Annotated in this window: 12 protein-coding genes and 4 pseudogenes; 5 read left to right on the forward strand and 11 right to left on the reverse strand. The window is 66.1% G+C overall.

Annotated features, from left to right (window positions below; genetic code table 11):
- Window positions 1-329: 329 nt before the first annotated feature.
- The gene (locus tag EP26_RS35480) at window positions 330-491 is read right to left on the reverse strand and encodes a hypothetical protein (RefSeq protein ID WP_157033806.1); all 162 of its coding nucleotides are present in this window, start codon (window positions 489-491) and stop codon (window positions 330-332) included.
- 204 nt (window positions 492-695) lie between these two features.
- On the opposite strand from EP26_RS35480, the gene EP26_RS26310 reads away from it, so the two are divergent.
- Window positions 696-1,376: an IS5 family transposase gene (locus tag EP26_RS26310; protein ID WP_211259564.1), complete on the forward strand. Its 681-nt coding sequence runs from the start codon at window positions 696-698 to the stop codon at window positions 1,374-1,376.
- On the opposite strand, the pseudogene EP26_RS33780 reads toward EP26_RS26310, so the two are convergent.
- Window positions 1,354-1,518, reverse strand: a pseudogene (locus tag EP26_RS33780) (ATP-binding protein); the annotation flags it as partial. The gene EP26_RS26310 and the pseudogene EP26_RS33780 overlap by 23 nt on opposite strands.
- Window positions 1,519-1,981: 463 nt before the next feature.
- On the opposite strand from EP26_RS33780, the gene EP26_RS26315 reads away from it, so the two are divergent.
- On the forward strand, window positions 1,982-4,078 hold the full coding sequence (locus EP26_RS26315) for a recombinase family protein (protein ID WP_211259565.1): 2,097 nt from the start codon (window positions 1,982-1,984) through the stop codon (window positions 4,076-4,078).
- On the opposite strand, the gene istB is transcribed toward EP26_RS26315, so the two are convergent.
- Window positions 4,073-4,699 carry an IS21-like element helper ATPase IstB gene (istB, locus tag EP26_RS26320; RefSeq protein WP_281177121.1) on the reverse strand — a complete coding sequence of 209 codons (627 nt, stop codon included), beginning with the start codon at window positions 4,697-4,699 and terminating at the stop codon, window positions 4,073-4,075. The two genes, EP26_RS26315 and istB, sit on opposite strands and share 6 nt — an antisense overlap.
- Window positions 4,700-4,857: 158 nt before the next feature.
- Window positions 4,858-5,406 (reverse strand): annotated as a pseudogene (locus EP26_RS26325) (Mu transposase domain-containing protein); the annotation flags it as partial.
- A gap of 222 nt (window positions 5,407-5,628) precedes the next feature.
- Here EP26_RS26325 and EP26_RS26330 point away from each other — a divergent pair.
- Entirely contained in the window at window positions 5,629-6,015 is a 387-nt protein-coding gene (locus EP26_RS26330) for a transposase (RefSeq protein ID WP_052389712.1), read from the forward strand.
- A gap of 291 nt (window positions 6,016-6,306) precedes the next feature.
- Window positions 6,307-7,022 (forward strand): annotated as a pseudogene (locus tag EP26_RS26335) (IS6 family transposase).
- A gap of 186 nt (window positions 7,023-7,208) precedes the next feature.
- Here EP26_RS26335 and EP26_RS26340 read toward each other — a convergent pair.
- The 4 genes and pseudogenes from EP26_RS26340 to EP26_RS26355 all read right to left on the reverse strand — a co-directional run bounded on the left by EP26_RS26340 (window position 7,209) and on the right by EP26_RS26355 (window position 11,956).
- Window positions 7,209-8,132: a calcium-binding protein gene (locus tag EP26_RS26340; RefSeq protein ID WP_052389713.1), complete on the reverse strand. Its 924-nt coding sequence runs from the start codon at window positions 8,130-8,132 to the stop codon at window positions 7,209-7,211.
- A gap of 285 nt (window positions 8,133-8,417) precedes the next feature.
- Window positions 8,418-9,369: pseudogene (locus EP26_RS26345) on the reverse strand (IS5 family transposase).
- A 67-nt stretch (window positions 9,370-9,436) separates the two neighbouring features.
- Entirely contained in the window at window positions 9,437-10,471 is a 1,035-nt protein-coding gene (locus EP26_RS26350; RefSeq protein WP_043343273.1) for an IS630 family transposase, read from the reverse strand.
- Window positions 10,472-10,609: 138 nt separating this feature from the next.
- Entirely contained in the window at window positions 10,610-11,956 is a 1,347-nt protein-coding gene (locus tag EP26_RS26355; RefSeq protein WP_043343289.1) for an IS5 family transposase, read from the reverse strand.
- Between EP26_RS26355 and EP26_RS26360 the strand changes: the two genes are divergently transcribed.
- Window positions 11,955-12,644 (forward strand): hypothetical protein, encoded by a 690-nt coding sequence (locus tag EP26_RS26360; protein WP_157033808.1) that lies wholly within the window; start codon window positions 11,955-11,957, stop codon window positions 12,642-12,644. The two genes, EP26_RS26355 and EP26_RS26360, sit on opposite strands and share 2 nt — an antisense overlap.
- 245 nt (window positions 12,645-12,889) lie before the next feature.
- Here EP26_RS26360 and EP26_RS36960 read toward each other — a convergent pair whose 3' ends face one another.
- From EP26_RS36960 to EP26_RS32540, 3 genes are all read right to left on the reverse strand, one after another.
- On the reverse strand, window positions 12,890-13,165 hold the full coding sequence (locus tag EP26_RS36960; protein ID WP_408735117.1) for a histidine phosphatase family protein: 276 nt from the start codon (window positions 13,163-13,165) through the stop codon (window positions 12,890-12,892).
- 135 nt (window positions 13,166-13,300) lie between these two features.
- On the reverse strand, window positions 13,301-13,549 hold the full coding sequence (locus EP26_RS26370; protein ID WP_043343277.1) for a hypothetical protein: 249 nt from the start codon (window positions 13,547-13,549) through the stop codon (window positions 13,301-13,303).
- A 147-nt stretch (window positions 13,550-13,696) separates the two neighbouring features.
- Window positions 13,697-14,438 (reverse strand): M10 family metallopeptidase C-terminal domain-containing protein (locus EP26_RS32540; protein ID WP_408735118.1); only part of this gene is annotated, 742 nt, incomplete at its 5' end.

The raw sequence follows: 14,438 nt of genomic DNA on the forward strand, positions 1-14,438 counted from the left end.
ATCCTGATCGTCATCGCTGGCGATCAGACCGCCGCCGTCGCCGTCAGCATTGAGCCAGACCGCTTCAGCTGACCAATGGATTTCTCAACGGGCTGTCAAGGTTACTCGTAAATTCATAGGCTGCGGGAGGTCGTGCCCCCAGACGTGGTGTGGGAGGCCACCAGCGTAACGGTGGCGACCATCGTGTTGGTCCTGACGGAAACCAAAACCGAGCTTATCCAGGCCGTCGCGCTGTCCGACGGACGGGGACCACCTTAGCTCCGCCGACGTCACCTCATGCGCTCCCATGCATCTTCGTGGATGGAATCAAACTCATCCAGGCGGCAGCATCAAATCTCGTCGCCAAGGGTATCGAGGTCCACTTGCTGGATCGAGAACCAGATCGGCTCGGGGCTGCGCGCGGCGGTCCGCAGGAGGGGCTTGGCCGCGGACAGCAACTCCTCAAGCGAGTGGAAGGGGTTCACCGCTTCCTCGCCGTCGCTGGTCCGCATCAGCAGGGCGTACCCAGCCTTGCTCGCCCGCGGTGGTGACACCGGTGCGGCCGGCTTTGACGCTGCAGTCCGTGCAGCCCGACCGGGAGTGACGGCTCTTGGCTTTGGTTCTGTGCGGCGTTGTTGCACGGATTTGGCCAGTGGCGGTGCAGGCTGGGCCGCCGTAGGAGGATCGCCCCTCCTCTGATCCCCTGGATTCCCATCTTGCCATTCAAGCTGAACCAGGGCCGCCGCCACCATATCCCCAAGCAGACTCGCAAGGTTCAGAACTGGCGCGAGTACGACGCCAGCCTGCGCCAGCGCGGCAGCCTTACGGTGTGGTTCTCCGATGCGGCGATCGAGGGATGGCGCGCAGCGCCGCGCACCACCCCGGGCGGGCAGCCCTGGTACTCTCCCCTGGCGATCCTGGCGGCACTGACCCTGCGGGCCGTGTTCCGCCTCGCGCTGCGCCAGACGGAGGGACTGATCGGCTCCGTGCTGCAACTGCTCGGGCTGGCTCTGGCGGTGCCCGACCACACCACCCTGTGCCGCCGAGCCGAGACACTGGAGGTGCCGCGGCCCCGGCAGCGCAGGGAGGGTGAAGCCATCCACCTGCTGGTCGACAGCACCGGCCTCAAGCTTTGCAGCGCGGGCGAGTGGCTGCTGGAGAAGCACGGCACCAGAACACGCCGGTCCTGGCGAAAGCTGCACATCGGCATGGATGCCGAGACCGGCCAGATTGTCGCGGCGGCGCTGACCACCAACGACGTCGATGATGGCGCCCAGGTTGGCTCCTTACTCGGCCAGGTGTCAGCACCGGTGGCCTCGTGTCAAGCGACACCGGAAACGCCCCCCCTTGGCGCCATGAAATTGCCCCCCTGGTTTAAGCCTTCGCTGCGGCTGTGACGGGTTCCGGCGTGCTGCTCCGGAGCAGGCCTGAGCGGCGCTTCTCCTTGAGCCGGTAACTGTCGCCGCGGATGGTAACCACGTGGCTGTGGTGCAGCAGGCGGTCGAGGATGGCGGTCGCCACCACGGGATCGCCGAACACCTCGGTCTGCCTCTGTTTTGGACCGGGTCGTCTCTGAGATTACGGTCACCGACCCGCATCACCCGCTCCACGGGGAGCGGCTGCGACTGTTGTCGCTGACCTGCGCACGTGGGGCAGGCTTCATTGCTGTTGGCCTGGCGGATGGCCGGCGGCGTCTGTTGCGCCGTGCCGCCACGGACCTTGACCAGCCTGCGGTGGCGGAGCCGGAGGTGGCGCGCATCTCGGTCCGCAAGCTGCTGCCCCTGGCCCGGCTCGTGCGGCGCATGCTGGCGGTCTCCCGGGAGGAGACATCCCATGTCGAACCGTCAGCATTTTGCCCGCCCAGGTCTTGCGGCCCCGATGGCGCTGCCCCGGGTACATCCCCGGCCGTGGCCGGCGCTGACCAGCGAGGCCAGAACCAGGCTGGCGCAGCAGGTCGCCCGCCTGATCTCTCGGCTGCGTCCGGTACAGGAGGCACCTCGTGTTGAGCGCGCAGAATGAGGCGGCCGAGCGGGTCGCCACCGCGCACCGGGCCAAGCTCGCCTACATTTATGTCCGCCAATCCACGGCCGGTCAGGTGCGCCAGCACCAGGAGAGCACGGAACTGCAATACCGCTTGGTCGACCGGGCTGCCGGCCTGGGCTGGCCACGCGAGCGGATCGAGGTGGTCGATGACGATCTCGGCAAGTCGGGCACCTCCAGCACCGGGCGCCAGGGGTTCCAGCGGCTGATCGCGGAGATCGGCCTCGGCAAAGCCGGCTTGGTGCTCAGCCTGGATGCCTCGCGGCTGGCCCGCAATAACCGCGACTGGCACCAGTTGCTGGAGCTTTGCTCCCTGTTCGGGGTGCTGATTGGCGACGGCGAGCGCCTGTACGATCCTGGCGTCTACCACGACCGCCTCCTGCTCGGGCTGTCTGGCATCATGAGCGAGGCAGAGCTGCACCAGATCCGCATTCGTTTGCACCAGGGGGAGCGGCAGAAGGCTCTGCGGGGTGAGCTGCGCCTGCCACTACCGGCCGGCCTTGCCTACGGACGCGGGGGCGAGATCATCCTCAACCCAGATGAGGAGGTGCAGGCACGGCTGCAGTTGGTGTTCGCCCGGTTCCGCGACTTGCAAAGCGCCAACGCAGTGGCGCGCGACCTGCGGCGGCATGGCCTGATGCTGCCGACACGGCCTGTGCGTGGCCCGGCACCGCACGAGGTGGTCTGGGTGGCGCCCGACAATTTCCGCGTGCTGCAGATCCTGCAACGCCCATCTTATGCCGGCGCCTACGTCTGGGGGCAGCGGCGACAGGATCCGACACGCCGTCGCGCCGGTACGGCACGTGCTGCTACGGTCCGGGTTGCGGTTGAGCAGTGGCCGGTCTGTCTGCGCGATGCTCACCCGGGCTACATTGGCTGCGAGGAGTTCATGGCCAACCAAAAACGGTTGTCCGATAACGCCGCCCGGCGTGCCCCGGCGCGGCCTGGGGTACCACGCCAGGGCGCGGCACTGCTGCAGGGCATTGCGTCCTGCGGCCGGTGCGGGCGGCGCATGTCGCTGCACTACTCCGGTCCGCGTGGCGACTACCCGGTCTATCTCTGCCGCGCGGACCAGACACGCGACGGCCAGCCGCGCTGTCAGGAGGTGCGGGCGCTGCAAGTGGATGCTGAGATCGAACGCGTGCTGCTGGCATCCCTGGCGCCTGACCGCATCGCACTGGCGGCAGCGGCGGTCGGTCAGATCGAGGCGGAGGCACGTATGCTTGAGCGGCAATGGTCGCTCAAGCGCGAGCGTGCCCACTACGAGGCCGAGCGGGCACGGCGGCAGTACGACGCGGTGGAACCGGAAAACCGCTTGGTGGCGCGCTCCCTGGAGCGGGACTGGGAGGAGAAGCTGCGTCAGGCCGAGGCGGTGGAGCAGGATTATGAACGTTGGCGAGGTGAGCAGCCGGCGCCGGTCAGCCCGGCGGAGAACGACGAGGTACTGGCTCTGGCGCAGGATTTGCCGTGCGTTTGGCAGGCCGCGATGCCAGCAGAGCGCAAGCAGATACTACGTCTCGTTATGCGCGAGGTCACGCTCGACCAGAGGCGAGGGCGTGGCCAGATTTGGACGCGGATTACCTGGCAAACTGGGGCAAGCAGCGAGCATCTGCTGCAGCGCCGTGTGCGGGCCTATGCGGAATGCGTGAGTGCGGAGCATCTGGAGCGGCGCGTACGGGAACTGAATGCTGAGGGCAGGATGGACCGCGAGATCGCTGCCCTGCTCAATGCCGAGCGGATCATGTCAGCACGAGGCGTGCCGTTCAGGGGCGAAACCGTTTACTTGCTGCGCAAGCAATGGAACATCCGGGCAGCCAAGATCAACGGGGTGGCCGCGAACCCGCCACGATGGCCGGACGGCAGCTACTCCGTGCAGGGGGTGGCCGAAGCATTGGGCGTCACGGCGCAGACGGTGTTCAAATGGCTCCGCAAAGGGCGCCTGGTCGGGCGCCAGATGGTCAAGGGACAACCGTGGCAGATCCAGCTTGCCGACGTGCAGGTCGCCGCGCTGACGATGCAGGTACAACGGAACAGCCGTTCAAAGAAGGAGGCATCATGACACCCTCGGCTCGCCGAACACGTTGCCCCACTCGCCAACGGCGCGATTGGAGGTTACCAGCATCGAGCCCCGCTCGTAGCGACGGCTGACCAGCTGAAAGAACAGATGCGCGGCATCTGGCTCAAACGGCAGGTAGCCAAGCTCGTCGACGATCAGCAGCCTCGGCTTGCTGAAGTGCACCAGACGTTCCTCGAGCCTGCCCTCGGCATGCGCTTTGGCCAGCTGCGCCACCAGGGTGGGCGCGGGCACGAACAGCACGGTGTAGCCGGCGTTGATCACCTCGCGCCCGATGGCCACCGCCAGATGGGTTTTCCCCACGCCTGGCGGCCCGAGCAGCATCAGCGTCTCGCCGTTGCCGACGAACCGCCCGCTGGCGAGATCGCGGATCTGCCCACGGTCGATCGAGGGCTGGGCAGCAAAGTCGAACCCGGCGAGATCGCGGGTATAGGGGAACCGCGCCAGCCCCATCGCCATCTCAATCCGGCGGCTGTCCTTGCGGGCGATCTCGCGCTCGCAGAGCAGCGTCAGGCTTTCGCGCAGGTTCAGCTCGCCCCGCGCGGCCTCGTCCAGCAGGCTGTCCAGCCCGTCGCGGATGGCCGTGAGCTTGAGCCGCGTCAGCATCGCTGTCAGGCGATCCGGGTGAGGCGTCATCACCAGGCACCCCCAGCCACCGCCTCGTACTCAGCCAGCGGCCGCAGTAAGGCCGGGACCTCGGCCGGCGTGGCGGGGACGCCTCCCGTGACGCCGTCCGCGTCCCTCACGACGGCCTGGCCGCGGAACCCCGCCACGCCCTCGAAGTGGGCCGGCTCGGTCGCGCGCCCGCGTCGGCCCTCCAACACCTTGTGCGCCGCGACCTCCCGCCCCGCATGGCTGATCCTCACCATCCCAGCGCCAAGCGTTACCTGCACCCACTCGCCGATCAGACGCCAGGGCACCGAGTAGCTGTTGCCCTCTACCCCAACCGCGCAGTCCGACCCCACACGCCGGACCAGGTCCCGCGTTGCCTGGAACGGCGGCGTGCCGTCCAACGCGCGCAGCGCCCCAGCCTCGTCGCGCAGGAACCGCACCATCGGCGCCTCGCCTGTGGTGCCGTGCACCCGCACATCAGCCACCTCGCGGGTCCAGGCCATCAGGTGCGCCTCCAGCGCCTCCCAGTTCGGAAAGGCGCGCCCGGCGATGGCGTTGCGCTTGATGTAGCCTACTCCACGCTCATCCTTACCCTTAGTGCGGGCCCGATACGGAGCGCAGGCCCGCGGCCGCACGCGCCAGTGCCGGGCAAAGGCATGCAGGCGGGCATTGAACACCACCTCCCGTGTCGCCGCGTCGTGCCACCGTCTTGGGACAGGTACCGAACTCCCGCGCGATCCGCTTGACGCCCCAGCCCCGCGCCTTGAGCCCCAGCATCGCCGCCACCTCGTCCGGCGTCCGCATCCGAACCCTCCGCGCCTCGTCCAGCGCGGAAGCCTGGATCACTCCAGCCTCGTCCATCGACATCCCTCTCTCCCTCTCCAGAGGGAGGCGATTTCATGTCGCCAAGGGAGGGAGATTCCATGTCGCCCGACACCTCGTTCACTGCAGACGGCGCCTACGACCAGGAAGGCGTTTCTGCTGCAGTCGCCAACTGTCATCCGGATGCTGCGGTCATCGTGCCGCCGCGCTCCACGGCCGTGCCAAGCGAGACGGCAGATACCGCGCCAACGCAGCGGGATCGTCACCTGCAGAGCATAACCGAGCACGGACGCGCGGCCTGGCAGAAGGCATCTGGCTACACCAACCGAGCCCGCGTCGAAGCGGCCATCGGCAGGTTCAAACAGGTGATTGGTGATGGGCTGCGTTGCCGCACGGACCAGCGTCGGGTGACCGAGGTGGACGTCGCCGTCCATGCGCTGAACCGCATGTTGGTGCTGGGGCGCCCGATCTCCGTCCGCACCGCCTGAACCCAGACGGGGCTGGGCTTACTGCGTTCGTACTGTCGATCCCTGCAACACGCCCGCTCTGAGGCCAACCTAGCCGACCTCGCCGAGCGCGGCATCCGCGGCTACGTCGCCACCGGCCGTGCCAAGCACCCTGATGGCGGCGAGGACCGACGTCGAGGTCCGCTGGTCTCGGCCATGCGCCAGCGGCTCAGACGTGCAGGTCGCCGCAGCCGATACCGATTACGCAAGCAGGTCGTCGAACCGGTTCTGTTGCGTCCTTGCGGAGCCATGCCGGACAGGTACAAACCAAGCATGGTGAGACGGCGACGAGTGGCCTCGGTAAGGCCGGATCAGTCTTTCAAGGGGCGGCAGTTCACCGCTGAGGTAATCCTCTGGGCGGTCCGCTGGTACCTCATGTTCCCGGTGAGCTACCGCGGCCTCGAACTGATGCTGGCTGATCGCGGCGTCGAGGTGGCGCATACCACGGTGTTCCGTTGGGTGCAGACCTACGCGCTGGAGATCGAGAAGCGCATTCGGCCGCACCTGCGCCTGAGCAACGGCTCATGGAGAGTCGATGAGACCTACGTGCGGGTGAAGGGGCGCTGGACGTACCTGTATCGCGCGGTCGACAGCCACAGCCAGACAATCGACTTCCTACTCTCGGCGAAGCGGTTCTTCCGCAAGGCGCTGAAGCAGCCTCACACGGTAAATCCGCGCACCATCACCGTGGACAAGAACCCGGCCTATCCCTGCGCCGTCGCTGAGATGAAAGGGGACGGTGAGCTATGGCGCTTTGCTCTGCTACGACAATGCAAATTTCTCCATAACATCGTGGAACAAGATCACCGCGTGCTAAACGCCTGGTCAGACCGACGCTTGGCTTCGGTAGTTTCAACACGGCACGACGAACACTGGCAGGCTACGAGGCGATGGCAATGATCAGGAAGGGGCAGATACGGAAGGTTGGCGGGCGAGACATGCGGACCCAAGCCACCTTTGTCGCCGAGCTGTTCCAGGTCGCCGCCTGATCCGGTACCTGCCAAGGTTATTCGCAATCTGCCGCAAACTTCGCAACAGAACCAGCATGGCTGATGATCTCGGCCGGAAAGCGGTATCCGGGATAGGTGGCGGGCTCCGGCATCATCAAACCAGCTTGGTCCAGCCGCCTCGTTCCGGGTTGAGGCCGACAAGTTGACGATGCCCAACAAGCGCTATCAGCCGATAGGAGCGTAGTCGCCGGTGCCGGGTGGCAGGATGAAGTCGTCGGCCGTCAGGTGATGAACGCCTCGTAGTTCGATTTCGAAGGTCGGTCCGGTCGGAAGGGTCGGGCCGGGTTCTGAATTGTTGTAGCCGAGCTTGGCCACAACCTGGATCACGGTGTTGCCGTCCACGATGTCGTAGCGAACCTGGGCTGCATAGGTCACCTCGAAGCCATCAGTGCCGAGGAAGAGGGTGGGTGGCTGACCATCCGGCGGCGGGAAGGAATTCTGGTAGCCGGTCAGGTCCATTTTGTCCCGGCCGTGGTGGAAGTCGGCGATGACATCGCGCGCGCCTGGGCCAACGCCATTATCCAGAAAGAAGTCGCCGACGCGGGTGAACTTGAAGATATCCTGGCCCGCGCCGCCAGTCAGGGTATCGGCTCCGATGCCGCCCTGCAGGGTATCCCGGCCGGACCCGCCATACAGATGGTCATTGGCGGCGCCGCCGAAGATGGAATCATTCCCACTGTCGCCAAAGAGGAAGTTGGTGCGGTCCTCCTGCGACTCTGAGCCACGCGTCGGTACGGAGCCATAACCCCTGATGAGATCATCACCAGCGCCGCCAAACACGGTGTCGGCGCCAAAGCCAGCGAGTACCTCATCATTTCCTGCGCCTGCAAAAATCAGGTTGCTGCCAGGCTTGAAGTCGGGCGAGTTCCAATACGGCCCGAAATTATGGCTGGTATCGCCATCGGGGTCAGGCGGCAGATACGGAGCGAAGTTGTCGCCTGCGATCCGGTCATTGCCCGCGCCGCCGAAGATGACATCACTGCCCTCCTGGCCAACGATGGCATCATTGCCCGCCTTGCCGAAAATGACATCGTTGTCCGTGCCGCCCTTCAGGGTGTCATTGCCCTGAGTTCCGCTTTTGACCGCCATGTTGTTGTTTCCCCCGCCAGAAGCACCCAGCCTCTGCTGCGCCATTTGACACTCGGGATGGTCAACCGTCACGCAACTCATGAACAAGCATGTGTGATACCACAGTTGCGTCGGGCAAGAATTAATAGGATGTCATCTTTGCTGGCGAGCGAGGGCGTGTCCTGGGGCCGGTGCCGTCGGTGGTCACCACAAGCCTGGCAGGTGGCGGCGGACATCGGCCATGCGGCACCAGCGTGTTGCACCGGTCGACGGATTGGGCGCGGTGAGCCCGACCCGGGTTTCTGGTCATACGACGCGGACGTAGTCTGGGTGGCCAAGCTCAAGCATGCGGTTCAGCATGTTGGCAGCGACGGCCACCTCGGTGCGTCGGCGCCCGTCAGTTTGCGAAGGCAGGCCATCTCCGATGACGCGTTTCCATCTTGAGATGCCGGACTCCACCAAAGCTCGATGGTTGTGCCCCGATGCTTTCTGCCAGGCCATGCGCCCGCGCTCGGCAATTATCTGCAGATGTCGGTCGCGCTGGATCGGCGCAGTCTCAACCTTGTCGCTCGGCACCGCGCTTGACCGAGGCGGAATGATGACGTCGGCACCCGGATGCCGGGTAGCGACCCCGGCGTAAACGTCGTCCTTGCCGTACGCACCGTCACGGGTTGTGGACGCCACCGGCCCCTCCGCCTGGTCAAGCAAGGGGCCGATCTGCGAGCCATCTTCGGCATCCTTGTTAGTCAGCGCCGATGCAACGATGAACCCGGTATTGGCGTCGGTGGCTAGATGAAGTTTGCGCTACCCACGCCATGCTTCTCCACCAGCCACTCGCCAGGACCGCAGAGCTTCAATCCCGTGCTGTCCACCAGCAGGTGGACAGGCTCAGGCCCACGGCACGGGCGCGGTACCACTAGCGTCTCCGCTCGGCGGCTCATCGTGCTGTGGTCGGGTACGGCGAGGTCGAGGCCAAGCAGGTCCATGATGCAAGCTATAAGGCTCTCCATCTGGCGCAGCGCCAGGTGGAACACAGTCCGTAAGGTCAGCGCTGTGGTGATCGCCAAGGGGAGTAGTGCGGCTGTCCGCCTCGGGTGGTCCGCCGCTCAGCCCGCCACACCTTGATCACCTCGGCCGTGAACCACACGGTGAGGCTGCCGCGTGCCCGCAGACCAGCCTCGTAGGCAGGCCAGTTCGTCACCCTGTGGCGCTGGCGTGGAATGTGGTGCCGCCGATCGGCATTGGCTTTGAATGGCAAGCAGGTGATCAGCCCCCATTGGGTGGTCCGCAGTGAATGTTATTGATCCGGCCTGGGTGATCTTGGACTAGGCGGCGTAGCGGAAGGTTTTGTGGCCGAAGAAGCTGCGGACGCGGTCGGGTAGCTTGGACAGCCGGCGCATGTATCCGAGCACGGCACGCTTGAGCCCCGCCTTGCTGCGCGCCGGCGCCTGACCGGTGACCGCCTGCTTCAGGTCGCCGTTGACGCCCTCGTCCGGGTTCAACTCGGGGCTGTAGCCTGGGAGATAGAACACCTCGATCTCGGCCTCGCGCCCAGCCAGCCAGTCGCGGACCTTGGCTGAGCGGTGGACCGGCAGGCGGCCGAGGATGAGGAGGACCTTCCGATCGACGTCACGGACCAGGCGCGTGAGGAAGCGGAGCAGGTTCGGCGCCTTGATCGCGCCGTCCAGCACCATCCAGCGCAGCTCACCCTTGTTGGTCACCGCGGAGATCAGACCCAGGTTGGCCCGCTTGTGGTTGACCCGCACCTCCGGCGTGCGGCCCGGGGGCGCATAGCCGCGGCCGCGCACGTCGTCGGAACGCAGGCCGGTCTCATCACCCCAGAAGATGGCGCCGCCCTCCGCCTTGGCTCGGGCTGCAATGGTCGGGTATTCTCGCCGCAGCCAGCGTCGCACCGCGGCCGGGTCCTGCTCGTAGGCCCGCCGCAGCGGCTTCTGCGCGGTGAAACCCCAGCGCGCCAGGTAGGTGCCCATGGTCCGCACCGCCAGCCGCACTCCGAAGCGCTGCCAGATCAGCTCGCCCACTGCCGCCCGGCTCCAGAGCGCAAATGGTAGGTCTAGCTCGTCAGGCGTGTGCCGCCGGATCAAGTCGCGGGTCTCGGCTTCCTGCCCAGCAGCAAGAAAGCGGCCATACCCTGGCTCAGGCCCGCGCAGACCAGTCTTCAACCCAGCCGCGCCTCGCTCGGCGTAACGCTTGCAGATGTCGAACACCCCGGTCTGGGTCAGCCCAACCTGCGCCGCAATCGCACCGTAGGTCAGGCCGGCCTGGCGCAGGCCAATCACCTGTCGCCGACGTTCCTCTTGCGCTGCCGCCGGCAGCTTGCGCATGTCCACATGCTTCATAACACCAACCTAGGCCAATCCCACTTGCCTTCAAGACCGCTCAGACCGGATCAATAGCTCTTTTGGTCCTCTCGCCGCCTTGAGCGCTCCGCCCGATCTGAATGGCGTCTGATACCTAGTCGGCCTTGAATAACCCGGTCACGCCGCGTGGGCTGCAACTGGGAGATGGTCCGGCCGGGCTATCGCGTGGATGAGGCTGGTGAGGAGGGCGAGCAAAAGGGCTTTGAGGTAGACGAGGATCTTGCGGATGTTGTGCCCGCAGCCGCAGAGGACGGCGTAGAGGGCATCACCGATCGTGCCCTTGAGGGCGCAACGAGCAAGGCGACCCTCTGTCTTCATGTGGCCGATCTCGGGCTCAATGGCGCTGCGTCGCCGCAGGAGCTTGCGCAGGCGTGGGGTAAGGCCGCGGCGCGTGCCGCTGACGAGCACCGTCGTGCCGTGGGCACCATGGCCGCGGTAGCCACGATCAACCACGGCGAGGCTTGGGCAGGATCCGGTGAGGGTCTCCACCTGCTGGAGGGCATCGGGAAGGGTATGGCCGTCGTAGGGGTTGCCGGGCATGGAGCGCATGCCGACGACAAAGCCGCCGGCGAGCGTGGTGGCAATGCTGACCTTGCAGCCGAACTCGTAGCGCACCCGCGCCTTGCCCTTGGAGATGCAGTCCACCTCCGGCTCATGCAGGGCGTAAATCTTGCCCGTGCTTTTCGGCGTTTGCCGCAGCAGGCGGGTGACGAGCGCCATGTGTTGTTCGATCCGCGTCCGCAGCCCCTCTTCGGGTACGGCGTCGAGCTTGCGACCGAGGTCACGCAAGACGCGTCCCGTGTAGCCCTTCAAGGTCCGCAGCGCTTTGCGCATGCGCCGGAACTGCCTGGCATGGGCGTGCCGCCCGGCCTGGGCGGCCAGACGCGGCGCCAGGCGGTTATAGTTCTGCCGCAAGGTGATCCCGGCTTTCTGCGCCAAGGTCACCAGGGAACGGCGCGCTCTCTCATTAAGGCGGCTGTCAGTCGGATGCGCGATGGCCTTCTCCATCACCGTGGTGTCCACCGCGATCTCGGCCAGGCCGCGCGGCGTCACGGCACCGCAGGCACGTCCTGCCTCGATCGTCTTGGTCAGCAGCCACTCCACACCCTCCTCGCCGATGCGACCACGCCAGCGGCTGAGTGAGGAGGGATGAATGGGCAGGCGGTGCTGGAAGAAGGTCTCGCCGGTGAAGTGCTGGAAGTACGGATTCTCCACCCAGCGGGCGAGCACCGCCTCATCGGAGAGGCCATAGGTGTGCTGCAGGACCATCAACCCAGCCACCAGCCGCGGATTGATAGCAGGCCGTCCCTCCTGGGCGGGAAAGAAGCCGGCCCATTCCCGCTCGAGCCAGTCCCAGTCGATCAGCGCCGCCAGTCGAACCAGCTCATGCCGCCCGTCGATGATGTCGACGAGGCGCGGCCGTAGAAGGTCGGCCTGTTCCGGCGGGCGCGGGCGATGCTTGATGCCCACCAGAATCGCAGGCTTTGCCCCCTATTCCAATCAAACCTTGCAAATCTACGGCGATCAAACCGGCAAAGCTTCCAAAGAGATCAGTGGGTTGGAAGTTGTTCAAGGCCGACTGCCTAGGCTGGGCCTGAAAGCCACCCACAAGAGGTGTGCCCAGGCTGCGGTGCGACACGCAACGGAGGAACCACCAATGCAAATCTCCTGTCGAGCGACACTCGCTGCAATCGTGAGCTGTTACCCTGCCACAGGCGTCATGGCCCAGACCCAGCAGCAAGCTACTCGCTTCGACCTGACGCACTGCTGGGTGGCCAGCACCACCGTCATCGAGCGCGCGCCCGCATTTCGCGCCCAGTCGCTTCCCCAGCAGGGCGTCACCCGCGCGAATGAACCCGGCGGTCAGTTCGACAACTTTGCCACGCGCTGCCTCGGCACCATCGCGTCGATAGACGGTGCCCCACCGGAGGGTAGAGGGTTCTGCGAATGGGCTGGAACTGGTGAGGATCGGGTGTTCATCCGCTGGACGTTGGAGGCAGGCCGGGGCAGCGGCGCCTTCGTCGGCGGTACTGGCCGCTACAGGGGCATTTCGGGCGAGATTTCGTTCCGGCCAATCGCGCCCATCCCCACACTGGAGCCCGGTGTCATTCGCACCTGCCTTCACAACACAGGAGAGTTCAGGCTCCCCTAATCCCTCGCCAGCATCGCCCAAGCTCGCAGCGCCGCCCTGACACTCCCCTCAGCCAGCACCGGGAGGAGTGCTCGGAGAGTATGGTCCGGACCTGCCGCCTTCTGGGCGGCTCCCCGACCTCCGAGCAGATCTATCGCTCGGACAACCCGCCCGTGTTCTTCCTGAGGAGCACGGGGCGCTATTAAGCGGCAGGACACGAAAGTGCGTCGAATGTCTTACTCGTGAGAACACCGGGTGAACGAGGCTCAGACGTCGATCGCCTTCCAGCCGTGCAGCACCCGGCGTGTGGCGGCGTCGAAGGCGAAGTAGTTGCTGCCGTTGTTGAGCGGCTGGTCGTGCTGTCTCCCGATGGGATCGCCGCGTAGGCGACACAGCAGCAGCGTCCCGACACCGCCGTGTGCGATGACGGCGATGTCGCCGCAACCCGCCGAGGCGGTGAGCACCTCCTCGACTGCGTCCACGATCCGGCGCTGTGCGTCGACGGCGCGCTTCCAACCACGAACGCTCGTTGGGATGCGCAAAAAATAGGTTGGCGACGGCCTCGAACTCGGCTCGCGGTAGATAGCCCGTCGCCGAGCGGTCGTTCTCCCCGAGCCTTTTCAACTCCGCGACGGACAGGCCGAGGTGCCCCGCCAGGGCCACGCCACCTCGGCTGCTTAGGACCGCGGGATCAGACGCACGATCCGTGCGAAGCCTTCAACGTGGAAGGCCAAACGGTCGTGGTCGCCACCGGACATCGACCGAAGCTGCTGGGCCTGCTGCTCGACCTCCTGTGCAAATGCGGAACGCACTGCACCGGGCAGCCGCGACAGCGCGAGTAGAAGCGCGCCCTTAAATCGCTCCAATTGCGCCTCCGCCTCCGGCACCTCTACCAAGCGGTCGTCTTGGCTACCTTCTTCCTCCATTGGTCCACCTCCCTGGATCAGGTGATTGGTCACTGAGATAGTGGTTACAGGCGGCGTAGGCGCCAAGGTCCACTACCGGCCGCCTCGCCCCCAGCAGCGCCGCGGCCTCGCCGTCCATGATGTGGGGGCAGCAGGCACCCTCTCCGCTCAGAGCATGAAGTCAGCCGCCGTGAGATCGTAGCGGCCGAGCAGCACGATTTCGGTGTCCACCACGCCGTCGGCCCGGGCCACAATGGTTTGGCTGCGGTCCCAAGGCGAGGGCGACCCGCCATCGGGTCCTTCGGCGACTACGATGGGCTCGTCGGCCACGTCCAGTTGCACGACGGTGGTGTCGCCTCGGAACTCGAAGCGCACTTGCCCCGGCATGGCGGACGAATTGCCGTCTTCCGGGTAGTCCACCAAAGCGCCCTGACCGCGGAACACGAAGGCCGCGTCGATGAGCATGTCGCCAAACTGCGAGTAGTGGTTCAGCGGGGCGAGGTTGAGGACGTCCTCACCCTGCCGGAAGTCTAGGACGACATCGGTGCCGGGATTGGCCGCCCCATCCCCGCGTGAGCCGATGACAAAGGCGTCGGCGCCCGCGCCGCCTATGAGCAAGTCGGCGCCCGGCCCTCCCCAAAGAGAGTCGTCGCCCTGTCCGCCGGCCAACACGTCATTGCCATCGCCGCCCTGCAGTGTGTCAGCTCCGGCCCGGCCCACCAGCAGGTCGTCGCCGGCCAGCCCGGTGAGCGCGTTGGCGCCGCCGTCGCCGCGCAGGCGGTCGGCGTGGTCGCTCCCGAGGACGTTCTCGATCCCCGCGAGGACGTCCGTGCCCGCTCCGCCCCAGGCCCGACCGGCCGCCAGGTTGACCGCGACCGCGCCGCCCACGTCCTCATAGGACGCTGTGTCG

It is taken from the genome of Belnapia moabensis DSM 16746 (genome assembly GCF_000745835.1).
GTDB lineage: Bacteria > Pseudomonadota > Alphaproteobacteria > Acetobacterales > Acetobacteraceae > Belnapia > Belnapia moabensis.

What these genes read in the sequence shown, in the direction of transcription:
- EP26_RS35480 (WP_157033806.1), bottom strand. Translation starts at nt 491, where the DNA reads ATGCGGACCAGCGACGGCGAGGAAGCGGTGAACCCCTTCCACTCGCTT.
- istB (WP_281177121.1), bottom strand. Translation starts at nt 4,699, where the DNA reads ATGCTGACGCGGCTCAAGCTCACGGCCATCCGCGACGGGCTGGACAGC.
- EP26_RS26330 (WP_052389712.1), top strand. Translation starts at nt 5,629, where the DNA reads ATGTCGCCCGACACCTCGTTCACTGCAGACGGCGCCTACGACCAGGAA.
- EP26_RS26340 (WP_052389713.1), bottom strand. Translation starts at nt 8,132, where the DNA reads ATGGCGGTCAAAAGCGGAACTCAGGGCAATGACACCCTGAAGGGCGGC.
- EP26_RS26350 (WP_043343273.1), bottom strand. Translation starts at nt 10,471, where the DNA reads ATGAAGCATGTGGACATGCGCAAGCTGCCGGCGGCAGCGCAAGAGGAA.
- EP26_RS26360 (WP_157033808.1), top strand. Translation starts at nt 11,955, where the DNA reads ATGCCCACCAGAATCGCAGGCTTTGCCCCCTATTCCAATCAAACCTTG.
- EP26_RS26370 (WP_043343277.1), bottom strand. Translation starts at nt 13,549, where the DNA reads ATGGAGGAAGAAGGTAGCCAAGACGACCGCTTGGTAGAGGTGCCGGAG.